Origin of the sequence: Streptomyces chilikensis (assembly GCF_001642695.1) — a bacterium.
Classification (GTDB): domain Bacteria; phylum Actinomycetota; class Actinomycetes; order Streptomycetales; family Streptomycetaceae; genus Streptomyces; species Streptomyces chilikensis.
This window is the reverse complement of the sequence record NZ_LWCC02000146.1, coordinates 42,074-65,683: the sequence shown is the minus strand read 5'-3', so window position 1 is coordinate 65,683 and position 23,610 is coordinate 42,074. Positions and strand designations below refer to the sequence as shown.

Annotated in this window: 19 protein-coding genes and 2 pseudogenes; 15 read left to right on the top strand and 6 right to left on the bottom strand. The window is 73.3% G+C overall.

From position 1 onward, the window contains the following. Positions 1 to 118: 118 nt before the first annotated feature. Both A2U95_RS29280 and A2U95_RS29275 read right to left on the bottom strand, forming a co-directional pair. The gene (locus A2U95_RS29280; protein WP_166028549.1) at positions 119 to 1,354 is read right to left on the bottom strand and encodes an NAD(P)/FAD-dependent oxidoreductase; all 1,236 of its coding nucleotides are present in this window, start codon (positions 1,352 to 1,354) and stop codon (positions 119 to 121) included. 123 nt (positions 1,355 to 1,477) lie between these two features. Beyond that, complete coding sequence (locus tag A2U95_RS29275) at positions 1,478 to 2,422, bottom strand: RNA polymerase sigma-70 factor (RefSeq protein WP_166028546.1); 945 nt, start codon at positions 2,420 to 2,422, stop codon at positions 1,478 to 1,480. 185 nt (positions 2,423 to 2,607) lie between these two features. Here A2U95_RS29275 and A2U95_RS33905 point away from each other — a divergent pair. From A2U95_RS33905 to A2U95_RS29265, 3 genes and pseudogenes are all read left to right on the top strand, one after another. Beyond that, positions 2,608 to 2,670, top strand: a pseudogene (locus A2U95_RS33905) (hypothetical protein); the annotation flags it as partial. Positions 2,671 to 2,806: 136 nt separating this feature from the next. After that, positions 2,807 to 3,409: a cellulose binding domain-containing protein gene (locus tag A2U95_RS29270; RefSeq protein WP_206283111.1), complete on the top strand. Its 603-nt coding sequence runs from the start codon at positions 2,807 to 2,809 to the stop codon at positions 3,407 to 3,409. Positions 3,410 to 3,493: 84 nt separating this feature from the next. After that, a complete protein-coding gene (locus A2U95_RS29265) occupies positions 3,494 to 3,859 on the top strand; it encodes a hypothetical protein (RefSeq protein WP_166028545.1) in 366 nt (121 codons plus the stop codon). Between the two features lie 57 nt (positions 3,860 to 3,916). On the opposite strand, the gene A2U95_RS29260 is transcribed toward A2U95_RS29265, so the two are convergent. Then, positions 3,917 to 5,014 (bottom strand): ABC-2 transporter permease, encoded by a 1,098-nt coding sequence (locus A2U95_RS29260; protein WP_420857073.1) that lies wholly within the window; start codon positions 5,012 to 5,014, stop codon positions 3,917 to 3,919. 280 nt (positions 5,015 to 5,294) lie between these two features. Between A2U95_RS29260 and A2U95_RS29255 the strand changes: the two genes are divergently transcribed. The 10 genes from A2U95_RS29255 to A2U95_RS29210 all read left to right on the top strand — a co-directional run bounded on the left by A2U95_RS29255 (position 5,295) and on the right by A2U95_RS29210 (position 17,000). Beyond that, a complete protein-coding gene (locus tag A2U95_RS29255) occupies positions 5,295 to 6,479 on the top strand; it encodes a CaiB/BaiF CoA transferase family protein (protein ID WP_166028543.1) in 1,185 nt (394 codons plus the stop codon). A gap of 289 nt (positions 6,480 to 6,768) precedes the next feature. After that, positions 6,769 to 8,346, top strand: a complete 1,578-nt coding sequence (locus tag A2U95_RS29250) for a pectate lyase family protein (protein ID WP_166028540.1) — start codon at positions 6,769 to 6,771, stop codon at positions 8,344 to 8,346. A gap of 437 nt (positions 8,347 to 8,783) precedes the next feature. After that, complete coding sequence (locus A2U95_RS29245) at positions 8,784 to 10,646, top strand: WD40 repeat domain-containing protein (protein WP_166028538.1); 1,863 nt, start codon at positions 8,784 to 8,786, stop codon at positions 10,644 to 10,646. After that, the gene (locus A2U95_RS29240) at positions 10,643 to 11,308 is read left to right on the top strand and encodes a GTP cyclohydrolase II (RefSeq protein ID WP_166028536.1); all 666 of its coding nucleotides are present in this window, start codon (positions 10,643 to 10,645) and stop codon (positions 11,306 to 11,308) included. The genes A2U95_RS29245 and A2U95_RS29240 overlap by 4 nt, the downstream gene beginning before the upstream one ends. Further along, a complete protein-coding gene (locus tag A2U95_RS29235; RefSeq protein ID WP_166028534.1) occupies positions 11,305 to 12,282 on the top strand; it encodes a formylglycine-generating enzyme family protein in 978 nt (325 codons plus the stop codon). The genes A2U95_RS29240 and A2U95_RS29235 overlap by 4 nt, the downstream gene beginning before the upstream one ends. Positions 12,283 to 12,519: 237 nt before the next feature. After that, positions 12,520 to 13,464 carry an isopenicillin N synthase family dioxygenase gene (locus A2U95_RS29230; protein WP_166028532.1) on the top strand — a complete coding sequence of 315 codons (945 nt, stop codon included), beginning with the start codon at positions 12,520 to 12,522 and terminating at the stop codon, positions 13,462 to 13,464. 135 nt (positions 13,465 to 13,599) lie between these two features. Continuing rightward, entirely contained in the window at positions 13,600 to 14,478 is an 879-nt protein-coding gene (locus tag A2U95_RS29225; RefSeq protein ID WP_166028530.1) for a carbon-nitrogen hydrolase family protein, read from the top strand. Between the two features lie 76 nt (positions 14,479 to 14,554). Then, entirely contained in the window at positions 14,555 to 15,358 is an 804-nt protein-coding gene (locus tag A2U95_RS29220; RefSeq protein WP_166028528.1) for an alpha/beta fold hydrolase, read from the top strand. Beyond that, a complete protein-coding gene (locus A2U95_RS29215) occupies positions 15,358 to 16,665 on the top strand; it encodes a PP2C family protein-serine/threonine phosphatase (protein ID WP_166028555.1) in 1,308 nt (435 codons plus the stop codon). The genes A2U95_RS29220 and A2U95_RS29215 overlap by 1 nt, the downstream gene beginning before the upstream one ends. Then, on the top strand, positions 16,662 to 17,000 hold the full coding sequence (locus tag A2U95_RS29210) for an STAS domain-containing protein (RefSeq protein WP_166028526.1): 339 nt from the start codon (positions 16,662 to 16,664) through the stop codon (positions 16,998 to 17,000). The genes A2U95_RS29215 and A2U95_RS29210 overlap by 4 nt, the downstream gene beginning before the upstream one ends. Before the next feature lie 22 nt (positions 17,001 to 17,022). Here A2U95_RS29210 and A2U95_RS29205 read toward each other — a convergent pair whose 3' ends face one another. After that, positions 17,023 to 17,775 (bottom strand): alpha/beta fold hydrolase, encoded by a 753-nt coding sequence (locus A2U95_RS29205; RefSeq protein ID WP_240958336.1) that lies wholly within the window; start codon positions 17,773 to 17,775, stop codon positions 17,023 to 17,025. 222 nt (positions 17,776 to 17,997) lie between these two features. Here A2U95_RS29205 and A2U95_RS33150 point away from each other — a divergent pair. Further along, positions 17,998 to 18,243 (top strand): annotated as a pseudogene (locus A2U95_RS33150) (aromatic-ring hydroxylase C-terminal domain-containing protein); the annotation flags it as partial. Positions 18,244 to 18,320: 77 nt separating this feature from the next. On the opposite strand, the gene A2U95_RS29200 reads toward A2U95_RS33150, so the two are convergent. Beyond that, positions 18,321 to 19,604 (bottom strand): MFS transporter, encoded by a 1,284-nt coding sequence (locus tag A2U95_RS29200; protein ID WP_166028522.1) that lies wholly within the window; start codon positions 19,602 to 19,604, stop codon positions 18,321 to 18,323. A gap of 11 nt (positions 19,605 to 19,615) precedes the next feature. Beyond that, on the bottom strand, positions 19,616 to 21,514 hold the full coding sequence (locus tag A2U95_RS29195; RefSeq protein WP_206283110.1) for a WD40 repeat domain-containing protein: 1,899 nt from the start codon (positions 21,512 to 21,514) through the stop codon (positions 19,616 to 19,618). A 434-nt stretch (positions 21,515 to 21,948) separates the two neighbouring features. On the opposite strand from A2U95_RS29195, the gene A2U95_RS29190 reads away from it, so the two are divergent. Beyond that, a complete protein-coding gene (locus A2U95_RS29190; RefSeq protein WP_166028520.1) occupies positions 21,949 to 22,728 on the top strand; it encodes a flavin reductase family protein in 780 nt (259 codons plus the stop codon). Positions 22,729 to 23,610 lie beyond the last annotated feature (882 nt).

Here is a 23,610-nt window from a genome sequence, read left to right as displayed (position 1 = left end):
CGGCCCCGCACCGCCCCGGCCCGCTTCGCCGGAGCAGGGCCCACCGGGGGACCCGTGCACCCCGCACGGGTCGGCGTGACTCCGCCGGCCGGACGGGAACGGGGCCCCGCCCGGAGGCTCAGGCCGGCACGTCGGCGGCCGTGGCGTCGGCGGCCGCGGCCGTCCGCGCCGCGTCGCGGACGACCCGGCGGCGTCGCGCGGGCATGCCGAGCAGCGGGTTGGCGACGCCCCAGGCCGCGCCCCTGCAGACCAGTTCCTTGTAGAACGCGGCGAGCCGTCCGGTCAGGGCGGCGTTCACGGCGCGGTCGTCCGCGGTGACGTACTGGATGAGCCCGTCCCTGCGCCCCAGCGAGACGCACTGGTTGAAGTAGCGCAGCGGCGTCCTGGGGAGCTTCCCGCCGGTGAGGCGTGCCGCGATGGAGTCGGCGGCCTGCCACGAGGTGGGAACGCCGCTGGCGCAGGACATCCGCAGCGGCTTGCCGCCCGGGCCCATGACCAGGGCCGCGTCGCCGACGGCGTAGACGTCGGGGTGGGACATCGAGCGCATCGTCCCGTCGACCACGATCTGTCCCGTCGCGCCGACCTCGAGGGCGGTGGACCGGGCGATCGGGTGCACCGCGAAGCCCGCGGTCCACACGGTCGCCCCGGCCCCGATCTCCCGGCCGTCGGCCGTGGTGACGCGGTCGGCCGCGACGCCGGTGACGTCGGTGTGCTCGTGCACGGTGATGCCGAGTCCGTCGACGACCTTCCTCAGGTGCCCGCGCCCCTTCTCCGACAGCCAGTCGCCCAGTCCGCCGCGGACGGCGAGGGAGACGGCGAGGCGCGGGTGGGACTCGGCGATCTCGGTGGCGGCCTCGAGGCCGGTGAGACCTCCTCCGACGACCACCACGGACCGGCCGGCCTCCAGCCCGGCCAGCCGCTCGCGGAGCCGGAGGGCGCCGGCGCGGCTCGCGACGTCGTGGGCGTGCTCCGCGACGCCGGGGACGCCGCGGTCGTTCCATCCGCTGCCGAGGGCGTACACGAGCGTGTCGTACTCGAGCCGCTCGGCGCCGCCGTCCGCCCCGGCGTCCTTGACTCCGGCATCCTTGACCGCGACGGTCCTGCGGTCGACGTCGACTCCGGTGACCTCCGCGACCTTCAGCCGGACCCCGGTGCCCTCGAACATCTCGGTGAACGGGCGGTGCCTGAGGTCCTGGCCGGCCGCCAGCTGGTGCATGCGGACCCGCTCGACGAAGTCGGGCGCGGCGTTGACGAGCGTGATCTCCACGTCGGCCGGGTGCAGCCTCCTGGCGAGGCGGCCGGCCGCGACGGCCCCCGTGTATCCGGCGCCGAGGACGATGATGCGGTGCTGCATTTTCCTGCTCCTGTCTGCGCGGTCGGTCGCCCGCGTGGCGGGCTGTCACGCCTTGAACCGGGCAGCTCACCGTTTCCTGACAGGTTGGGGATGTGACCTGCACCACATCCGTGCGCCCGGCGGTCAGAACGCGTGGAACAGGGGTTCTCCGTGGTCGCCCGACGCCCACCGCTCGGTGGCCCGCCGGAGCTTGTCCGGGTTGACCTGGCTGCGGAAGCCGGCGATGCCCTCGGGCGTCACCTCCAGGCACACGACGCCGACGACCCGCCCGTCCACGACCGCCACCACGGCGGGCTCGCCGTTGGCCGTCGTGGCGTAGACGCCGGGCGAACCGCCGACCAGGTCGCGCTTGGACCTGGCGGGCCGGAACAGACCCCACATGAACCTGGCGACCGCCCGCGCGCCCTCGAACGCCTTGGCCCGGGCCGGGACCTTGCCCCCGCCGTCGCCGATCGCGACCGCGTCGTCGGTGAGCATCGACAGCAGCCCGTCGTACTTCCCGCTGGTCGCGGCCGCCAGGAACTCCTCGGCGATCCGCCGGGCCGCGCCCGCGTCGACCTCGGTACGGACCCTGTCCCGCGCCAGGTGCCGCTTGGCCCGGTGGTGGAGCTGCTGGCTGGCGGCCTCGCTGATGCCGAGGACGTCGGCGATCTCCCGGTGCGCGTGCCCGAACGCCTCCCTGAGCACGTACACCGCGCGCTCGCCGGGGGTCAGGCGCTCCATCAGGGTCAGCATCGCGTACGACACCGACTCGCGCTGCTCCGCCGTCTCGGCCGGGCCGAGCATCGTGTCCCCCTCGAGCAGCGGCTCGGGAAGCCACTGGCCCACATAGGTCTCGCGCCGCGCGCGGGCGGAGGTGAGCTGGTTGAGGCACAGACGCGTCAGCACCTTGGTCAGCCACGCCTCGGGGACCTCGATGCGCCCGGGATCGGCGGCGTGCCAGCGCAGGAACGTCTCCTGCACGACGTCCTCGGCGTCGCTCGCGGACCCGAGCAGCCGGTAGGCGATCGCCCCCAGCCGGGGCCTGGCGACCTCGAACCTGTCCACGTCCTCGGCGGTCAGCGGCATGTTCCGATGCTATCCGCCGCCCCACCGCACCGCCGCCCGCCCGCGGCCGCGCCCCCGGGCCCCGTCGCCCACGCCCACACCCACACCCGCGACCGCAGGCGTCCCGCACGTCCGAAACATCCGGAAGGTGACGCGTTCACCTCCTGCGCCTCCGCCCCGGCGGCCTGCCGGTGGACACCCACCAGATGATCGGCATGATCGCGCCGCGCGGCCTGTTCGTCATGGCGAACCCGCACGTCGACCGGCCGGCCGCCAGGTCCGGCAGCGTGGCCGCGCCCGGCGGCGCGGAGGTCTGCAAGGCGCTCGGTGCGCAGAGCGCGATCTCGTACCGGCCCGACGTCCAGGACGGCACCCACTGCGCCTCGCGTCCGGAGTGGCACGCCGATGCAGCAGAGCATCAACGCCTTCCTGAGGAACTCGGGCAGCGGGCCCGGCGTCTTCCGCGTCGCCCCCGCCAAGGCGGGCAGACTGTCGGGCCGGCGCGACTGGACCACTCCCGCCCTCGCCGACGGCGGAACGTCCGGGGGAACCACCACCGGCGGCACCCCGGGCGCCGGCTGCGCGGCGACACACCGCACGGTCAACTCCCGGCCCGGCGGCCACCAGGGCGAGGTGACGGTCCGCAACAACGGCACCGGCACCATCAGCGGCTGGTCCGTCGGCATGACCCCGGGCTCCGGCCGGACCGTCACCGGCCTCCGGAACGGCGTGCACACCGGCACCAGCGGCTCGGTCACGGTCCGCAACAACCAGTGGAACGGCACCCTGGGCGCCGGCGCCGGCGTCATCTCCGGCTACACGGCCAACGGCGGCTCCACCGCCCCGACCGGCCTCACCTGCACCGCGTCCCGATCCCATCCCGCCCCACCCGGCCCCACACCGCCCCGCCCCCGGCATCCGAGCACGCCGCAGGCGGGGCGCCCGCGTTCCGGCGGCCGGAGCGCGTTCGGGATTTACCGGCCCAGAAAATCTGAACGTGTTCAATAATGGGACCGGCGGACGGGCGCCCCTCCGCGGAGGCCCGCCCGCCGCACCTGCCGCTCCCCCGACCCCGCGAGAGACGGAACGCCGATGACACCGACCACCACCCCGCGCCGCCGGAGCAGGAGCACCCGGGCGGCGACGGCCTACCTCGGCGTCGTCGCCGCGGCCTCGCTCGCCCACGGCCTCGCCGGGGCGCCCGACGGCTGGGGCCCGTCCATGACCCTGATGACCTTCCCCGGTTCCACCGTGGTCACCGTCGCCGCCCTGTGCCTGGCCGGCGGCGGGCCGACGGCGACGGACTCCCCGGATCCCGGGTTCGGCCCGCTGCCCTTCCTGATCCCCTACGTGGCGGGCGCCTTGGTGAACGTCCTGCTGACATGGGGTGCCCTCGCCTTCGCGCGGCACTTCGTGCGCGAGGCGCGGGACTCACGCGGGGCCTCCGGCCCTTCGTGAGCCGGCCCGGACCACGGCGGCGACGCGGAACGGGCGGGCGCGGAAGAGCGGAGTCCGTCAGGCGGCGACGGCCTCGCCCACCTCCTCCTCCGCGCGCCGCTCCCCGGCCGTCGGCAGCGGTGCGGGCGGGGCGGCCCGTCGCGCGCGCCGCTCGGCCCGGTCCGCCGCGGCGAGCGCGAGAACTCCGACGCCGAGCCAGACGACCAACGAGGCCACCCTGCCCCCCAGTTCCCCGCCGGAGGGGAAGTACAGGAGGTCGCGGACGCCCTCGACGAAGCCCGCCCCGTTCCAGAAGGCGTGCAGCGCCCCGAAGAAGCCGTCCTGCAGTTCGGGACGGAAGATGCCGCCCGAGGTCGTGAAGTTGAGCATCACGAAGAGCGTCATCATGGCCAGCGTGGTCCAGCGCTTGAGGAACGTGTGCAGACCGACGCCGATGGCGATGATGCCGGCCGAGTAGAGCCAGGCCATGCCCCACACGCCCGCACGGTCGTGATCGACGATGTGGAACACCGGCCCCGCCAGGGCGATGCCGATCGCGCTGACCACCAGCGAGGTCACCAGGCCGACGGCGGCCCGGGTCCACAGCCGCAGGGCGGCGCCGGCCGTGCCGATGGCGGCGACACTGGCGTAGGAGCCGATGCTGATCGTCACCAGGACGAAGAAGAGGCCCTGGCCGGTGGGGTCCCCCTGGGTGGTCGGCGCCACGTCGGTCACCGTCAGAACGGCGTGTTCCCGGGCCGCCACCGCCCGGAAGACGCTCTCGGCGGCGGTGGCCGTGGTGTCGGAGTTGCCCCTGGCGACCAGCAGCCTCGGGTGCTCCGCCGACGGGACGTACGCACCGGCCAGGTCACGGTCCGTCAGGCGGTCCACGGCGGCGTCACGCGTCGGGACGGTCGTGACGTCCAGGGCGTCACCGGCCTCGTCCTTGAGGGTCTGGGCGAGGACCTGCACCCGCGCGCCCGTTCCGACGACGGCAACCTTCATTCCGTTCGGCTCGGGGGCGTGGAAGGCGCCCAGGTAGGTCAGCCCCATCCCCAGGCACATCAGGAGCGGGGTCAGCAGGTGGAGGGCGACGTGCCCGACGGTCCGGCCCGGACCGGGACCCGCGTGCGCGGGAGTCCCTCCCGGAACGGCGGCGGCGGAGGAGGCGGTCATGGGGAGCGAACCCTTCGAATGATTGGTAATTACAACTATTTTCCTTGCATAATACATCTATCTGCTGACGGCGGCGCGGCACGGGACCCCGGGCGGCCGCTCCGCCGACGGGGCATGGTGGGGACGTCCGCCGCCTGTTAGCTTGACGAACACGCATCCGGTCCCGCGCCGAACGCCGGGGATCCGCGGACCCGCCGCGGTGGACCGTCCGGGCCGGAAGGACTCCGCCGGCCTGCCGCGCCACGCCCTCCCCCGCCGCCCCGCACCCCCTGGAGTTCCCGTGAACCGCCTGCCCCTGGAAGGGATCACCGTCGTCAGCCTGGAGCAGGCCGTGGCCGCGCCCTTCGCCACCCGCCAGCTGGCCGATCTCGGCGCCCGCGTCGTCAAGGTCGAACGGCCGGGCTCCGGGGACTTCGCGCGCGGCTACGACGAGTCGGTGCACGGCCAGTCCAGCTACTTCGTCTGGCTGAACCGCTCCAAGGAATCGGTGACACTGGACGTCAAGTCGGACGGCGGCCGCGAAGTGCTGGAGCGGCTGCTCGGCGAGGCCGACGTGTTCGTGCAGAACCTGGCGCCCGGGGCGGCCCGCCGCCTCGGGCTCGGCGCGGCCGAACTGGCGGAGCGGCACCCGTCGTTGATCGTGTGCGACATCTCCGGCTACGGCACCACCGGCCCGTGGGCGGACCGGAAGGCGTACGACCTGCTGATCCAGTGCGAGACCGGGGTGGTGTCGCTGACCGGCTCGCCCGAGGCGCCCGCGAAGGCGGGCATCTCCATCGCCGACATAGCGGCCGGCATGTACGCCTACTCGGGCATCCTCGCCGCGCTGTACGAGCGCCGCGCGTCGGGCGTGGCGCGTCCGGTCGAGGTGACCCTGTTCGAGGCGCTGGCGGAATGGATGGGCTCGCCCGCCTACTACACGGCGTACTCGGGCACGCAGCCGGCCCGGACGGGCGCCCAGCACGCCACGATCGCGCCCTACGGCCCCTACGACGCGTCCGACGGCGGGACGGTGCTGCTGGCGATCCAGAACGAACGGGAGTGGGCCGCGTTCTGCGCCGTCTTCCTGGACGACCCCGCCCTGGCCACCGACCCCCGGTTCCACCGCAACAGCGCCCGCGTGGCCCGACGGGAGGAGCTGAACGCCGTGGTCCGCGCCCGTTTCGCGGAGCTGACCGTCGCGGAGGCGGTGAGCCTGCTCGACCGCGCCAAGGTGGCCCACGCGAAGCTGAACTCGGTCGCCGAGTTCTGGGAGCATCCCGTGCTCGCGGGCCGGGACCGCTGGCGGGACGTCGCCACGCCGGGCGGCACCGTCAGGGCCCTCCTGCCGCCCGCCACGCCCGCCGGGCTGATCCCCCGCATGGGCCCGGTGCCCGCGGTCGGCGAGCACACCGAACCGGTGCTGCGCGCCCTCGGCCTCGACACCGCGGCCCTTGCCGCACTCCGCGCCGACGGCGTGCTGTGACCTCGCGGGCGGCCGCGTCGGAGCGGCCGGCGACCGCGGGTCCCCACGCGCCGCGCCGCGGCCGGCGCGGGGCGCCCTGACCTCGGGACGCCCGGCGTTCACCCGCTCGCCCCCGGGCACGACCGCGTTCACGTTCTTGCACCACGAACAACCCGCTGAACGCGAGAACCCTTGTCAGCCCCCGGAGGGATCCCTATCGTCACGATGAGAAAGCGCTTTCTCGACTCCTGTTGTCATGATCACGACAGGCATTTCGTTCCGGCACGTGAACCGAAGGGAAAGATCGAGGATGAGGCGAGCAGCCAGCTCACGAGCTCTGAGGGCCCTGGCCGTCGGAGCGGCGGCGGCAGCGACCGCGGGGGTCCTGTCGATGCCCCTGTCGTCGACGCCCACGGCGGCGGCGGCCACCACGGGCGCCACCGGGTACGCCACCCAGAACGGCGGGACCACCGGAGGAGCGGGCGGGCAGACCGTCCGGGCCACCACGGGCACCGCGATCCACGCGGCCCTGTGCAACCGGGCCAGCCGCAGCACCCCGATCGTCATCCAGGTGGAGGGGACGATCAACCACGCCAACACGAGCCAGGTGTCGGGGGGCAGCTGCAGCACGGCCGCCGGGGTGATCGAGCTGAAGCAGATCAGCAACGTCACGGTCATCGGTGTCGGCAGCGGTGCCGTCTTCGACCAACTGGGCATCCACATCCGGGAGTCCAGCAACATCATCATCCAGAACGTGACCATCCGGAACGTGAAGAAGTCGGGCTCGCCCACCTCCAACGGCGGCGACGCCATCGGCATGGAGAGCGGCGTCCGCAACGTCTGGGTCGACCACACCACGCTGGAGGCCTCGGGCGGCGAGTCGGAGGGCTACGACGGCCTGTTCGACATGAAGGACAACACCCAGTACGTGACGCTCTCCTACAGCGTCCTGCGGAACTCGGGCCGCGGCGGCCTCATCGGTTCCAGCGAGAGCGACGTGTCGAACGGGTTCGTCACCTTCCACCACAACCTGTACCAGAACATCGACTCCCGGACGCCGCTGCTGCGGGGCGGCGTGGCCCACATCTACAACAACCACTACGTGAGCCTCAACGAGTCCGGCATCAACTCCCGCGCCGGCGCCCGCGCCAAGGTCGACAACAACTACTTCGAGGACTCCAAGGACGTCCTGGGCACGTTCTACACGGACGCGGCCGGCTACTGGCAGGTCAGCGGCAACATCTTCGACAACGTGACCTGGTCGGGCCGGAGCGGCGACACCAACCCGGCGGGACCTGACCCGCAGTCGAACACCACGGTCGCCGTCCCCTACTCCTACAGCCTGGACGCGGCGAGCTGCGTGCCCGGCGTGGTGAGCCAGACGGCCGGCGCCAACAAGGGCCTGCGGGTCTCCGACGGCAACTGCGCACCGCAGAGCCCCGGCCCCACGCCCACGACGCCGGCCCCGACGTCCCCTGCCCCGACGTCACCCGCTCCCACGGCGTCGCCGTCCCAGCCCACCGGGACGAACCTCAGCCTCGGCGCCGGCGCCGACGGTTCCAGCAAGGCCGACGGCACCAGCTACGGCAACGTGCGGGACGGCAGCATGACGACCTACTGGTCGCCGGCCGGTTCCACCGGCTCCGTCTCGGTCAAGTGGGGCTCGGCCACGACGGTCGCGAAGGCCAACATCCGTGAGGCCACCGGCGCCGTGGGCGCCATCCGCTCCTGGAGGCTCCTCAACCACGACACCGGCGCCGTCCTCGCCACCGGCACCGGTGCGGGCGTCATCGACTTCCCGCGCACCTCGCTGAGCAAGATCACCTTCCAGATCACCGCCGCGGAGGGAACCCCGAGGATCGCCGAGTTCGAGACCTACTCCGGCTAGGACGGGCCGGCACGCCCTTCCGCTCCACGACCGACGGCGCCGCCCGTGTCCCCCGGGGACACGGGCGGCGCCGCGCTGCGTCCACCCCGGCCGGCCGCCCGGAACGCGCGGGCCGCGACCGGTTCTCCAGGGCCTCTCGAGCGGAACGCGGCCGAAATCCCAGTGCGTCAGGAGAGGGTTCGGAGAGCTGCCACCGACCGGGGCGGACCGGCCACGGGTGCCGGTCCGTACGTCGGCCGACGGCGGCCGGTGTTCACGATGCTTCGGTTTCCGCACTTGGTCCGTACTCACCCCAAGGGGTCCGGTATGCGCGCTGGAACGGGAAAGGAACGGCCTCCTCGGGTGACCCGCCGCCCCGCCGGGGGCGGGAGTGACGTCCGCACGCGCGCGGTCAAGCTGCTCGCCGTTGCCTACATCCACGAGATGAGAGGTCGCACATGCACGTGATCGACATGCCGCCCGCCGCCTCGGGCCACGCGGCGCCCCTCACCCATGTCGCCCTGCGGGACGACGCCCGTCTCCTCGCCAGTTGCTCCTACGACGGAACCGTCGTCGTCTGGGACGTCTCCGACCCCGCCCGCCCCACGCGGACGGCCACGCTGAAGCACCGGCGCCTCGTCAACGCCTCCGCGTGGAACCCCGCCGCCCCGCAGCTCCTCGCCACCGCCTCGGCCGACAAGACCGTCTCGGTCTGGCGCCTGCCCGAGCAGGGGTCCGCCTCCCTCGTCAACGTCCTGGCCAGGCACACCGACGACATCAACTCCGTCGCGTGGATGCCCGACGGGGACCGGCTCATCTGCGTCTCCGAGGACGGCCGCGCCACGATGTGGGACGCCATCGGCGGCCGCTTCCTGGGCGAGGTCGGCTCCCACGAGGCGCACTGCATGATGGTCTCGGTGAGCCCGGAGGGCCTGGTCGCCACGGTGGGCGAGGACGGGCTCGTCGCCGTCGCCGACCCCGATCTCGGCGCCGACCCCTTCCTGCGCAGGTACGAGTCCTCCATCGAGGGCTGCGCCTGGTCGGGCGACGGTGAGGTCCTCGCCGTCACCCGCGACGACGGCGCCGTGGACCTGCTCACCAAGAAGCTCGACCTCCTGCGCACCGTCGAGGTGTCCACCTCGGCCGCCCGCTGCGTGTCCTGGTCGCAGGACGACGAGCAGTTCGTCGTGGGTGCCTACGACGGCGCGCTCCACTTCTTCACCGTCGGCGGAGAGCGCCTCCACCGGGTGGACGACGCCCGGATCTGGCCGCGCTCGGTCTCCGCGGCGGGCGGACTGGTGGCCGCGGGCAGCTTCTGGGGCAGCCCCCACCTCCTCGACTTCGCCTCCGCCGCCGAGATCGCCGGGCCGGTGGAGCCCACCCACGGTCCCAACGCCATGGCCGCCGACGGGAACGAGCTGTACATCGGCTGCGACTCCGGCACGGTGGTCGTCGTCCCGGCGGGTGACGCCCCGCGGCCCCGGGCCCGCCTCATCGGCCTCACCGAGGGGCCGATCCTCTCCCTCGCCGTCCGCGACGGGGTCGTCTACGCGGGCACCTACGCCGGCCACGTGGTCCGGTACGACGGCGCCGTCCTCGTGAGCGAGCAGCTCGGCGCCCCGCTGCCGTCGCTCTGCTTCGACGGCGAGACCCTGGTGGCGGGCACGTACAACGGCGAGCTCTTCTCCCTGGACCGCGTCACCCTGGCCGTCGCGGAGCGGTCGCAGGCCCATGGCGGGTCGGTGAAGTCGCTGACCGCGCTGCCCGGTCCGGGGTTCCTCTCCGCCGCGACCGACCGCACCGTCGCCGCCGGTTCCTTCACCGGCCGCGTCACCCTGTGGGAGCACGGGAACCTGGTCAACGCGGTGGCCGCGCTGGACGAGGAGGTGGCGGCGAGCGCCTCCCGCGACCACACGGTCAAGGTCGGCAGACTGGCCCGCACCCCGGCCGGAGAGGTGCAGGTACAGGCCCTGCAGACCCTCATCGGCCCCGACGAGTCGGTCAAGTGCGTGGCGGTGCTCGGAACCGCCGAGTCGCCCTTCGTCCTCGCGGGCTCCTACGACTTCGGGCTGTACGTGTGGCCGGTCCGCTGGGAGGACGGCGCCTCCGTCCTCACCGAGGGCCACCTCCTCGACGTCTTCGGGCAGGGCCTCTCCTGCATGGCGCAGCTCGACGCCTCCACGGTCGCGGTCGCCGGCTGGGACGGCAGGATCAGCATCGTCGCGTGCTCCGCGGACGGCGGACCCCCCCGCGTCCGCGCCTCCTGGAACGTCCAGGACCTCGTGCGCGGCGCCCGTGGGACGGAGGGCCGGAACGCATGAGGTACGCGAAGTGGACCCGGCCCGGCACGGACGCCACCGCCACCGCCACCGCCACCGCCACGGTAAGGGCCCGGGTCCGGGTGACCATGGCCCGGGTGGGCGGCAGGTCGACGGAACTGGTCACGTTCTCCGGTCTCCCGGACGACGGGGAGCACGTGGCGTGCGTCCTGCCCACCGGACCGGGCGTCACGCCCCTGGTCCGGCTGCACAGTGAATGCCTCACCGGCGACCTCTTCGGGTCGGAGCGGTGCGACTGCGGTCCTCAGCTCGACGAGGCCCTGGCCCACATGGAGAAGGAAGGGGGCACGGTCCTCTACCTGCGGCAGGAGGGAAGGGGCATCGGGCTCTACAACAAGCTCGACGCCTACGTGCTGCAGGACCAGGGCCTGGACACCTTCGAGGCCAACCGGTTCCTGGGGCGCGGCTCCGACGAGCGGGACTACGGCGTGGCGGCCGCGATGCTGCACGCACTCGGGCAGACCCGCGTCCGCCTGCTGACCAACAACCCGGACAAGGCCGTCCAGCTGCGCGCGCACGGGATCGAGGTCGTCGAGGTCCTTCCGACCCGGGTGTACCTGACCGACGAGAACGCCCGGTACCTGTCGGCGAAGGCCGAGATCGGCGGCCACACGCTGAACGCCCTGGCGGAGGGGGTGTCATGAGGCTCGCCGAGGTCGCCGGCTCCCCCCACTTCAGGGAACAGGACGCCCTGGCCGAGTTCTCGCGGGTGCATCCGTCACCGGAGCAGGCCGCGGCGGTCCGGGCGACGGCCGACCCCGCCCGGCTCGCCGCACAGGTCGAGGATCCCTCCCTGTCCCTTCCCGTCCGGCTGGCCGCGGGCGCGATCCTGGCGGTGACCGGGGATCCCCGGCTGTCCGGTCCGTCGCCCGCGACGTGCTTCGTCCCCGGCGGCGAGACCACCGTGGGGCTGCCTCCCGGCGAGGTCGCCGACGTGGTGCAGCGGTGGGAGCACGTCGGCGTGGTCAGCTCCTGGATCGAGAAGGAGACTCCGCAGCACACCGTGGTGCTGCGGGACTTCTGGATGGCCACCTACCCGGTCACCAACGGCGAGTACCGGCGGTTCCTGGCCGACACCGGCCACGCGGCACGTCCGACGACGTGGTACCTCGGCGCGTACCCCTGGGAGCGTTCGAACCACCCGGTCGCCGGCGTCCGGGCGGAGGACGCCGACCTGTACGCGCGGTGGCTGTCCGAGCGGACCGGGCACCCCTGGCGCCTGCCCACCGAGGCCGAGTGGGAGCGTGCCGCCAAGGGCGAGGACGGAAGGGAGTTCCCCTGGGGGCCGCGCTTCGACGGCGAGGCTTGCAACACCCGCGAGACGGGACTCCACACCACGAGTCCCGTGGGGGCCTTCCCGGCCGGCGTCTCGCCGTACGGGGTCCACGACATGGGCGGCAACGTCGAGGAGTTCGTCGCCGACGACTACGCCCCCTACCCCTCGGGACCGTTCATCGAGGACCACCTGGTGGAGAGCATGGACCGGTACCGCGTCGCCCGGGGCGGCAGCTTCTCGAGGTTCGGCGACCTGACGCGCACGCGGCGCCGCCACGGGGCCTTCCCGGGCCCCCTGTACCCGGTCGGCTTCCGCCTGGCCACCGGCGAGCGGCCGTCATGACCGCGACGGTGGTGCCGGAGCCGGCCGCCTCGCGCGCCGCGGCCGGGGACACCGCGCTCGTGCGGGTCCCCGGCCGGGAGGGGCGCGGCGCCGTCCGGCCCGGGCCGGAGCCGGGGATCGCGACCGGACCGGGCCCGCACCGCGTACGCCCCGCGGTGCGCGGCCGTCGCCGGGACCGGGCCGCCGGGGCCGTGGCGTCCGCCTTCCCCCGGCGGGCCGCGAGGGGAGGGACCTCCCTTGCTGCGTGAGCTGGAACTCGGCGGAAAGCCCGACGCCGCCACGGTGCGCGGCGCCCTGCGCGACGGCTTCTTCCTGGTGCGGAACTCCGTGCCGGAGGCCCTGCTCGACGAGTGCTACGCCCTGCTCGAGGCCTTCTTCTCCCTGCCCCTGGAGGCGAAGCTGGACGCACGGGTGGCGGGCAGCAACGGACAGTCGGGGTACACGCCGCCGCTCGTGGAGACGGCCGAGAAGTCGGACCGCACCCCTGACTGGAAGGAGCTGTTCCACTGGGGCGCGCCGCTGCCCGTGGGCCACCCGCTGCGCACGCGCTTCCCCGCCCGTTATCCGGAGCCCCGCATGCCTGATGCGCTGGTTCCGGGGATGGGCAGGGCGTTGTCCGAACTCCACGTGCGCATGCGGGAGTTCCAGCTCCGGGTCGTCGGGGTCCTGGGCGAGGCCCTCGGCGTCCCCGCGGGCTACTTCGAGGAGATGCTCGAGGACGGGCCGGTGGTCAACCGCGCCGCCTGGTACCCGCCCATGGAGGGCGCGCCTTCGCAGGAGCACGTCTGGGCCGTGGAGCACAAGGACTTCGACCTCGTCACGGCATTGCCCCGGGCGACCTCCCCGGGCCTGCAGGTGCTCGGGGCGGACGGCGAGTGGCTGCCGGCGCACGCCCCGGAGGGCTACGCGGTCGTCAACGTCGGCATGGTCCTGGAGCGGCTCACCGACGGTCTGGCACGCGCCGCCGTGCACCGCGTGGTGGCCGACCCCCGGCAGACGGGCGCCCGGCTGTCCATCGTCCAGTTCTGCCATCCGACTCCGTGGACGGTCCTGACGCCCCTGCGGCTTCCCGGTTTCCCGGACGCGCCGCAGCGCTTCCCCACCCTGACCGCCGACGCGCTCTTCGAGCGCACCATGTACCGCATCAACCGTCTCGACGCGCGTCACGGCTCCGGTGCGTGAGGGACGGAGCGGCGCCCCCGCGGTGCCGGAGGGCCGCCCGGAGCCGCGTTCCACGAGCAGGCGGGCGCGAGCGTTGCCGTACGGGTCCGGTGGCCCGGCGCCCGCCGGCCGTCCGCCGCGTACCAGGAAGGACCGATGACCGTGCACGCCCCGACCGACGTCCCCACCGCACCGCTCAGGTTCGCCGTTCTCCAGGCGGAGGCGACTCCGGCGGATGTGGCCGGCAACGCCCGGCAGGCGGCCCGCATGGTCGCCGAGGCCGCCCGGCGGGGCGCCCGCGCGGCCGTCCTGCCGGAACTCCACCTCTGTGGCTACGACCTTCCGGCGCTGGCGGGCGACGCCGCCTGCGAGGTGCGGGCCGACGCCGCGGGCGCCGTCGCCGACCGGCGCCTGGACGCGCTGACCGAAGCGGCCGTACGGACGGGGACGCTGGTCCTGGCCGGAGCGGCGGTCCGGCGTGCCGACGGCCGGCTCGTCAACGGCCTCCTGCGCTTCGCGCCTTCCGGCGCGGTCTCGCTCGGCTATGCGAAGCAGCACCTCTGGCACGCGGACGAGGCGAGGCTCTTCACCGCCGGCACGGGCGGGGACGGCCTCTGGGAGGTCGACGGCTGGCGGCTCGGCGGAGCCGTCTGCTACGACATGTCCTTCGCCGCGCACGCCGGAGCCTCCGCCCTCTGCGGCGCGCACGTCTACGTGTGCGCGAGCGCGTTCGTGGCCGGGGCCGAGCGCCGGGCCGCTGTGTACATGCCCGCCCGTGCCCTGGAGAACACCGTCTACAGCGTCTTCGCCAACGCGTACGGCGGGCCGGCCGACCGCCGGGCGGGGGGCGCGAGCGCGCTCTACGCCCCGGACGGCTCCCCGGTCGCCGTCGCGGGCACGGACCGCGCGCAGGTTCTGGTCGGCGAGCTGGATCCCGGCCGGATCACCTCCGTCCGCACGTTCCTGCACATGCTGGCGGAACGGCGGGAAGCGCGGGCCGGCCGGGCGCGGGAGAGGCGGCGGACGGTCGTCTGACGGCGGCCGGCCCCGTGCGGGCCATGGCGACCGGGCCGCGCGGGAGGTCCGGGAGGGACCTGGGAGACTGGTGCGCATGGACATCGCTCGCAGGAACAACGTCACCGTGACGGGCAATCCGCAGGGGCCGGTGGTGGTGCTCGCCCACGGGTTCGGCTGTGACCAGAACATGTGGCGGCTGACGCTGCCGGCTCTCGTCGAGGACCACCGGGTCGTGCTGTTCGACTACGTGGGATCGGGCGGCTCGGACCTGTCCGCCTTCTCCGAGGACCGTTACGGCTCCCTGGACGGGTACGCCCGGGACGTGGTGGAGGTGTGCGAGGCGCTCGACCTGCGCGATGCGGTGTTCGTGGGCCATTCGGTGAGCGCGATGGTCGGGGTGCTGGCCGCCGACACGGCTCCGGAGCGCATCGGAGCGCTGGTCATGGTCGCCCCGTCGCCGCGCTACATCGACGACGAGGGCTACCGGGGCGGGTTCAGCGCGGAGGACATCGACGAGCTGCTGGAGTCGCTGGAGTCGAACTACCTGGGCTGGTCGGCGGCGATGGCACCGGTGATCATGGGGAACGCCGACCGGCCCGAGCTCGGCGAGGAGCTCAGGAACAGCTTCTGCGCCACCGATCCCGACATGGCGCGCGTCTTCGCGCGCACCACGTTCCTGTCGGACGCGAGGGACGACCTCAAGAGCGTGCGGGTGCCGACCCTGGTGCTGGAGTGCGTGGAGGACGCGATCGCTCCCCGGGAGGTCGGCGCCTTCGTCCACCGGGCGATCCCCGGCTCGACGCTGGTCACCCTGGACGCGACCGGGCACTGCCCGCACCTGTCCGCGCCCGACGCCACCAACCAGGCGATCCGCGGCTTCCTGGCCGGCCTGCGATGATGTGCCGCAGCGGGCGGCAGCAGGAGCCGCACGACGCCGACGGCAGCGCTCTGGACGCGGCGTTCGCCGCGGTGCTGGAGGACAGCGCCGAGGAACTGTACGAGAACGCGCCGTGCGGCTACCTGTCCACCCTGATGGACGGCACCATCGCGAAGATCAACGCCACCCTGCTGGACTGGCTCGGCCTGGAGCGGGAGGCGGTGGTGGGCCGGACGCGGTTCACCGACCTGCTGACCGTGGGCGGCAAGCTGTACCACGAGACGCACTTCGCGCCCCTGCTGCGGATGCAGGGCGAGGTCAGCGGCATAGCCCTGGAGGTCAAGCAGGCCGGCGGCGGCCGGATACCCGTGCTGGTCTCCTCCATGGTCAAGCACGGGAGCACCGGCGATCCGCTGCTGATCCGCACCACCGTCTTCGACGCCCGGGACCGCCGCGCCTACGAGGAGGAACTCCTGCGCCGCCGGCAGGCGGCCGAGGAGGCGCGCAGGCAGGCCGAGGAAGCGCGCAGGCAGGCCGAGGCCGACCGTGCCCGGCTGCAGGACGCCCTCGCCGTCCTGCAGAGGTCGCTGCTGCCCGACACCCTGGCCGCGGTCCCCGGCATGGAGGCGGCCGCCTACTACCACACCGCCTCCCCCGACCGGCTCGGCGGCGACTTCTACGACGTCTTCCCCGTGGACGCCAAGCGCTTCGCCTTCTTCCTCGGCGACGTGTGCGGCAAGGGCCCCGAGGCGGCCGCGGTCACCTCGCTGACCCGTTACACCCTGCGCGCGGCCGCGCTGCACGACGCCACCCCCGTCGCGGCCCTGTCCACCCTCAACACGGTCCTGTACGACCGGTACTCCGCCGGCGGCGACCCGCGCTACTGCACCGCGGTCTTCGGCACCCTCGAACCGGACCCCTCCACCGGGCGGGTCACCGTGCGCCTCGCCTCGGGCGGCCACCCCCCGGTCGTCGTGCTGCGCGCGGACGGCACGGCCGACTACGTGCCCACCCCGGGCGGTCTCCTCGTGGGCATCCTGCCCTCCGCGCCCCTCGCCGCCGCCACCACCGTCCTCGCCCCCGGCGACACGCTGCTCCTCTACACCGACGGCCTCACCGAAGCCCGCACGGGCGAGGACCGCACCAGCCTGTACGGGGAGGAGGCCCTGCTCGCCTTCGCCACCGAGCACGCCGGCGCGTCCCCGCAGGCGGTGATCGAAGCCCTGACCGGCCTGCTGGACGGCTTCGGCGACGGGCTCGACGACGACGTCGCCCTGCTGGCCCTGGGCGTCCCGGCCTCCGACCACCCGACGAGAACCGAACGATGAACCTGCTGAAGATCACCACCCGAAGCGCCACGACGGGCCCCGTCCTGGAGATCTTCGGCGATCTCGACTACGCCGGCGCCCCCGAGCTGCGTGAACTGGTCGCGGGCCTCACCCTCCGGCCGGGCCAGCTCCTGATCCTGGACCTGGGGGGCATGGAATTCTGCGACTCCAGCGGCATCACCGCCCTGATCGCCGCCCGCAGCCACGCCCACGCCGCCCGGGCGGACATCGCACTGGCGGCCGTACCCGCCAACACCCTGCGCATCCTGGGCATCATCGGCCTGGACCAGGTCTTCACCCTCCTCCCCGACAGCGGACCGGCCGCCGGTCCCTGACGCGCTCCGCCGCCGCGCGCCGTCACCGGTTCGCCAGGAACCGCTCCACCGATGTGGCGAGCGCGACGGGCGTCTCGTCGATGGCGTAGTGGCCGGCGTTGGACAGCACCTCCAGCTCGCAGTGCGGATACCACTGCCGGAAGGTGGCTTCCATCATGTCCGGGCCCAGCGCGGGGTCGTGCTCGCCGACGATCACCTTCACCTCGACCGGGCTGCCCGCCACCTCGGTGTGGAAGTCGGTCCTCGCCCAGGCGCGGAGGTAGCCGGCCACGGCGGCGGGGGTGGAGTTACGCCACGACCGGTCGACGACGGCGTCCAGCCAGACCCCGCTCAGCCGGTTGCCGGTGGTCATGTCGACGATGACCCGCCTGTTGGCGCGGTCGTCGGCGGCTCCGGAGAAGAGTGCCCAGGCCTGGTCGTCGAAGGGGACCCCGCCGGCCGGCACCGGGGAGATGCCGACCATGGCGCGCACCCGGTGCGGCGCGTCGGCCAGGACCCGCTGCATGACCGCGCCGCCCATCGAGTGCCCGACGAGCGAGAACCGCTCCAGCCCGAGGCTGTCGGCGAGCGCGAGGACGTCCGCCGCCGCCTCCGCGAGCGTGTGCTCGCCGGGTTCGTCGAGGCGCGCCCCGTAGCCGCGGTAGTCGGGGAAGACGTACCGGAACGCGGCGCCGTCGAGGTGCGGATGCAGTGTCCGCCACTCCCGGGCCGATCCGAACCAGCCGTGCAGTGCGACGACCGCGTGCGGCCCGTCGCCGTACTCCTCGTATGCCACGCCGCCTGCCCTCTCGTGACGAACGCCGCGGCCCACGCCGGCGTGATGGGAGCCGTGCCGGTGTCCCCGCGCCGCGAAGGCGGACGAACCACGAGGAAACGGCCGGCAGAGCTGATACGGCCTCATTGTCCGCGCCCGGCCCCCGCTTGAGAAGAGTCCCGCCCGGACGAGAACGGGAGCCGCGCGGCGGCCGGCGGCGGACGACCCGTCACCGGCCCCGCCCGGCTGTCCGCGCTCCTCGGTCCGGGCCGCGCCGTCCTGCTCGACCTGGCCGGCACCCTGCCGGACGGCCTCCGGCTCCCGCCCGGCGTCGACCTCGCCCACGCCGCCTGCCCGGACGACCTCGGCGCGGCCGCCCTGCTCGTCCGTCCCGACGGCTACGTCTCCTGGGCCACGGACCGTTTCACCGGCCCCGGCGACGCCCTGCGCGCCGCGATCGGCAGGCTCGCGAGGACCGGCCGAGCCTGACCGGCCTGGCGGTCCGCGCCGGCGTGGCCGCCGGCGTCGGCGGAGCGCGGGCCGAGGACGCGCCGCGGCCTCCTCGGCTATCCGACGGGCGTGTCGTCGCGCACGGCGTCGCCGGGACGGGCGGCCTCCGCAGCGCTCCAGCGGGGCCAGACGCGGGCCAGGAGGAGCAGCGAGAGGCTCGCCGTCAGGCCGAGGAACACCAGTACCGCGGTGCCTCCCCACGCCTGCTGCACCACGGGGATCAGCAGCGGGGCGAGCAGGATCGGCGCGCCGCCCATGAGGTTGAACAGGCCCTCGGCCCTGCCGATGACCTCGGGCGGCAGGTACTTGACGTTGATCATCGCGGTGACGGCGGTCAGGGCGGAGCGCATGGTGAAGAAGACCACCATGCAGATCACGAAGAGGGTGGTCGACGGCAGCGCCATGGCGATGAGGGACAGAGTCATGGCCGTGGCGGAGGCGGCCAGGACGATGTGGGGGCGGGTGCGGGCCCGGGCGGCGATGTAGACGCTCCCCGCCAGCGCGCCGAGGTTGGCGACGGCCTGGGCCGTGCTGACGCCGCTGGCGGGCACGTGCCACTCGTCGCGCAGGTACCAGACCATGAAGGAGAGCACGCCGATCCCGCTGGCGAAGTGCAGGGGCAGCGCGATCGCCTCCGCGTAGAGGACCCGCTTCTCGGCCTTCACCACCCGCCAGCCGTCGAGGATGTCGCGGCCCAGTCCGGAGACGAGCCGGCCTCCGGCCGCGGTCGCGGGGCGGGCCTTGGCGGGCGGGTGGACGCCGAGCAGCCAGACGACGACCGGGGCGAGGAAGGTGGCGGCGTTGAACCAGAGCAGCCCGAGGTACCCGACGAGGCCGAGGCCCACGGCGACGAGGAGCGGGCCGGCGATGTTGGAGGTGACGAACAGGCTGCTGAGCACCGCCCGGGACCGGGCGGCGTTGCGGGGGAACATGCCGGGCACGCCGGTGATCCATCCGGTCCGGTACATCTCGCCGCCGAGCTGCACCAGCGCGGCCATGCAGAAGAGGACCGCGGTGGAGGGGCGTCCGGCCAGCACGCTCAGGTTCAGCGCCACCGCGCCGGCGAGCTGGATCATCAGGCCGGGGACGACGAGGACGCGCGGGCCCCAGCGGTCCACGACCGCGCCCAGCCAGGGGCTGAGCAGCAGCATGGCCGGGGCAAGGGCCGCGAGGAGGGACATCGTCACCAGGGACCCGGTGAGGTCGTAGACGAACAGGGGGAGGCAGACCTTGTAGGCGGCCTCCCCCAGGTTGTTGACGAAGTTCCCGGTGGCGAAGACGAGGAAGCGCCGGTCCCGCCAGGGGGCGAGTTCCTCGTCGGGCGCGGTCTGCTGGGGCATCGTCGGCTCCCTCACCCGGCTGCGGACGGCAGGCTCCGCAGCGTGTAGCGGGCGGGGCGGCGCGGCAGCCAGTGGTCCTCGAGTGCGGCGAACGTCCCCTCCTCGGGCGACTTGTCCAGGCGGTAGAGGGACAGCAGGCCGGTGCGGCAGCCGAGGAGGAGGTACGGCCGGCCGCTGTCGTCGCGCACGAAGGTGAGGGCCTTGGGGTAGTCGGGGAGGTCCTCCATGAATCCGACGAGTTCGTCGTTCTCGTAGGTGTAGGCGGCCACCTGCATGCCGTAGGAGCTCACGCAGACCAGGCCGTCGGCGACGGCCGCGTTCTCGGCGGTGTTGGACAGCAGGTCCTTCCACAGGCGGGTCACGCCGTGGCCGACGGCGATCTCCTTGAGCCCTCCGTCGCCGACGATGTAGAGGAAGCCGTCCTGCGCCCACATGCGTTTGGGGTACTCACCCTGGTCGAGGCGCCACGTCGGCTCGTCGTGGCCGGGCGCGAAGGCGGCGACGACGCCGTTCCGGGTGGTCAGCACCCGGTTCCCGTCCGGCAGGTAGGCGCACGCCCACACCGGCAGCCCGTCCACGCGGAGGGAGGCGAGGGTCTCCCCGGTCGTGGTGTCGAGTTCCACGGCGCCGGCGTTGCTCGCCACGAGGGCGCGGGTGCGGTCCGGGGAGGCGGCGACGGTGTGCAGCAGCGCTTCCGGGAGGTGGCGGCTCCACAGGACCTCCCCGCCGCGGCGGGCGCGGAAGACCCGGCGGTCACGGCTGATGCCGATCCAGCCGCCGTCCACCGGTGCGACGCGTCGCGTGAAGCCGTGGCCGGTCTCGTGGTCCTCCAGGACGTGCAGGGTCGGTCCGCCGGCGACCTGACGGACCTCGGCGACCGCGACGCCGGAGTCGGTGGCGCAGTACAGCACGGACGGGTCCTCGTCCGAGGGCTGGATGTCCCAGACCGCCTGCCGCCGGAAACCCAGCCCCTGGACGAAGGAGCCGTCGGGGGCGAGGCGCACGATCTCCCCGTCCTGGCACAGGACGTAGAGGTCGCCGTCCGGGCTCACGGTGATGTCGCTGAGCTGGTGGGAGAACCCGGTCACCACGCGCTCGACGCGGAGCTCCCGGTCCGTGTTGTCGAACACGTACAGCTCGCCGTCGAATCCGCCGGAGTACGCCCGTGTGAAGTCGGGGGAGAAGGCGACGAATTCGACGTCGTCGCGGGCGAAGAGCAGTTCGCTCTCCTTGGTCCCGTCCGGCCTTACCGTCACCACGCCGTTGGCGATGTCCGCGGTCTCGCCCTCACCGAAGTCCTGGGTGCACCAGAAACGGTCGTGCCTCGCGTCGTAGCGGACGCGGTGGATATTGCCGTCGTCGAGCTTCACATGGACCGGGAACTCCAGGTCGGAGAAACTTCCGAACCGGAGATTCCCCTTCTTGTCCGATATCGCGTGCAAGGCCGGATGTTCCGTGGACGCCCATTCCATGGGGCTGGTCCCGCAGATGTTGGGACGGATCTCCAGTACGTCGAAGGTGGCCAGGTCGAGGACCAGCATCTGGTGGTGGTAGCCGCTGGTGACGAAGACGCGGCCCTCCCACACGCCGATGCCCCGGGAACTGACCGGGGAGGGCTCCTCGCCCTCGATCAGGGTCGACGGGTCGCAGACGGTGGCGGGGTCGAGGCGGTTGACGAGGTCGAGGGTCTCGAGCGACCAGCGCCACACCGCGCCCATGCGGTCCTTGCCGATGACCCAGCCGTCGGCGACCGTGAGGCCGTAGAGCGGCCGGCCCTGCCGGACCCGGGGGGAGGAACGCAGGAGCCGCAGTTCCTCGTCGAGAACGTGGACACGGCCGAAGGAGTCCGAAACGACCAGACCCGTGCCCTGGACGTGAAGAATTCTTATGACGCGGTCTGTCAGTTCCACAGCGACCGTCCCCTTGTCGATTACCTGCCGGAGGGTGGGCGAAGCCGGCCGACCGGAATGAATGTCCGGGTCGGCCGGCCTCGAATCCCGCATCAATTGCGGGTAGGGCGAAGAAATGATCACTTCGCGGCGACGACGTTGCGGCGGACCGGCTTCTTCATGGGAAAGCACCCCCTTTCGCATCATTCGAATCCAGGTTGCGGGGTCGATTGAACAAGGATTTCGCGAATTGCAGCAAGGGGGCCCGATGTGGCCTGGATCACGCCGCATTCACGTGTCGCGCCGGGGAGCGACGGGTAGCCCCGGGCTCTTTGGCCGCGGGTGGCGCGATGGCTCGAATCAGCCTGTTCACCGTGTGACCCAAGGGATTGGATGGGCGGTCCGCCATCGGCGCCCCGGTCCCGGGAGCCGACCCGACGCAGACAAGGTGGCACGTGTCCCGCGAAATCCCCGGCCAGCTGTGGAAGAAGGCCACGAGCACCGTCGGTCTGGTGGCCGTGCGCCACGAGGACGGCGTGAACGTGATGTCCGCGGAGTGGTCGTACTTCGTGAACAAGGATCCCCTGTACGCCGCCGTGGTCCTGGGTCCACGGGCACGGACCCGCGAACTCCTCCCTCTGAGCGGGGAGTTCAGCCTCACGCTGTGCTCCGAGGAGCAGGCGGAACTCGCCGACTTCGCCGGCAGCTTCTCGATCGGGGACATCGACAAGACCGGGGCCGAACTCCTCAGCTTCGGCACGCCGGAGGTCATCGGCACCCCGTGGGCCGACGGGGGCCTGGTGGCCCTCGAATGCGTCCTGCGCGACACCGTCCCCTTCCCCGTGCACACCATGTTCGTGGGCGAGGTCGTGGCCGTGCACCTTCCCGACACGGACCGCAGGCCGCTGGTCAAGCACGGTCCGATGCACTCCCTCGGGGAACCCGTGCGGCGTACCGCCGTGGTCGCCACCGCGCAGATCCTCGCGGACCGCACCCTGCGGGTGGCCGCGACGGGCCCCGCGGCCCAGGGCGCCGACGTCTGGCGGGTGCACCTGCTGACCGGCGACGGAACCAGGCTCGAACTGGGAGAACACCCCTCCCACGAGTACGGGGACTTCCTGGTGGACCTTCCGCTCCCCGACGCCCTCCTCTCCGCTGCCGACGCACGGATCATGGTGGAACGCGAGGGCGCGAAGCCCGGCTTCGCCCGCGTCCTCGGCGCGGTCTCGTCGTGAGCTGACGCCTCCTCCTTCGAACCGACCACGGCCCCGGTCCTCCGCAGCATCGGACCGGGGCCGGGTCCTGCGCGCCCCGCCCCCGCGGGTCCCGCCGGCCTCGCCGGCCTGCCAGGGCTCCGCGGCGGCGGACGCGTCCGCCCCGCACAGGGCACGCTCCTGGGCGGCGACAGCGTGCCCATGCCGAAGCCCACCGGCGCGAACTCCGGGCGCCGGCCGTTCCGGTGCGACGGGACACGAAGGCCCTTCACCGCGGCGCCTGCGCCTGCGCACGGCCTCCGGGAGGAGCCGCGCGACGGCCTGCGCGCACCCCGGAGCCGGAACCCGGAGCCGGGTCGAACGGCCGGTGGCCGTACGCGTACCCGGTGGCGCTCCGCGGCCCCGCCTCGCCGTCCCGCGCCCCGCGGAGCGCGCGAGGCGCCCCTGAGGAGGGCCGAAATCGGCGCTCACCCTGCGCCGGGGAGGACCAGGAGTCCTGTTTCGGCCACACGCGCACCGGCATCGTGTGCCGCGGCGGCGTGTGCGCCGCGCTCCTCCCGGAAGGGGCGCGCAACGCCGGCTGCCGCTCGAAGGTCCTTCCGACCTGCACCTCTTCGCTCCGACCGCCCTTGGCGGCGATCACCTCGAGCCCGTCGGCCGCCGGACGCCGCCCGGCGGGCGACACCAGGGCGCCAGGAATTCCTCGGCACGGTCGCACGTCGGCGTCACCCCCCGGACCCGAGGGCCGGTCGAGCTGATTTCCACCGGGATTCGAGCAGCGCTACAGCGCGGTTCTTCGGCGGTCCGGTCAATTGATCCGACGCGCCTTCCGCCCGGCGACCACCGTCGAACCCCGGCGGCCATCGCGGGGAAGTACGGGATGCGCTCCCCCTTGCGGGATCC

Coding starts and splice junctions, on each gene's coding strand:
- A2U95_RS29280 (WP_166028549.1), bottom strand. CDS start 1,354: ATGCAGCACCGCATCATCGTCCTCGGCGCCGGATACACGGGGGCCGTC.
- A2U95_RS29275 (WP_166028546.1), bottom strand. CDS start 2,422: ATGCCGCTGACCGCCGAGGACGTGGACAGGTTCGAGGTCGCCAGGCCC.
- A2U95_RS29270 (WP_206283111.1), top strand. CDS start 2,807: ATGCAGCAGAGCATCAACGCCTTCCTGAGGAACTCGGGCAGCGGGCCC.
- A2U95_RS29265 (WP_166028545.1), top strand. CDS start 3,494: ATGACACCGACCACCACCCCGCGCCGCCGGAGCAGGAGCACCCGGGCG.
- A2U95_RS29260 (WP_420857073.1), bottom strand. CDS start 5,014: ATGACCGCCTCCTCCGCCGCCGCCGTTCCGGGAGGGACTCCCGCGCAC.
- A2U95_RS29250 (WP_166028540.1), top strand. CDS start 6,769: ATGAGGCGAGCAGCCAGCTCACGAGCTCTGAGGGCCCTGGCCGTCGGA.
- A2U95_RS29245 (WP_166028538.1), top strand. CDS start 8,784: ATGCACGTGATCGACATGCCGCCCGCCGCCTCGGGCCACGCGGCGCCC.
- A2U95_RS29240 (WP_166028536.1), top strand. CDS start 10,643: ATGAGGTACGCGAAGTGGACCCGGCCCGGCACGGACGCCACCGCCACC.
- A2U95_RS29235 (WP_166028534.1), top strand. CDS start 11,305: ATGAGGCTCGCCGAGGTCGCCGGCTCCCCCCACTTCAGGGAACAGGAC.
- A2U95_RS29225 (WP_166028530.1), top strand. CDS start 13,600: ATGACCGTGCACGCCCCGACCGACGTCCCCACCGCACCGCTCAGGTTC.
- A2U95_RS29220 (WP_166028528.1), top strand. CDS start 14,555: ATGGACATCGCTCGCAGGAACAACGTCACCGTGACGGGCAATCCGCAG.
- A2U95_RS29215 (WP_166028555.1), top strand. CDS start 15,358: ATGTGCCGCAGCGGGCGGCAGCAGGAGCCGCACGACGCCGACGGCAGC.
- A2U95_RS29210 (WP_166028526.1), top strand. CDS start 16,662: ATGAACCTGCTGAAGATCACCACCCGAAGCGCCACGACGGGCCCCGTC.
- A2U95_RS29200 (WP_166028522.1), bottom strand. CDS start 19,604: ATGCCCCAGCAGACCGCGCCCGACGAGGAACTCGCCCCCTGGCGGGAC.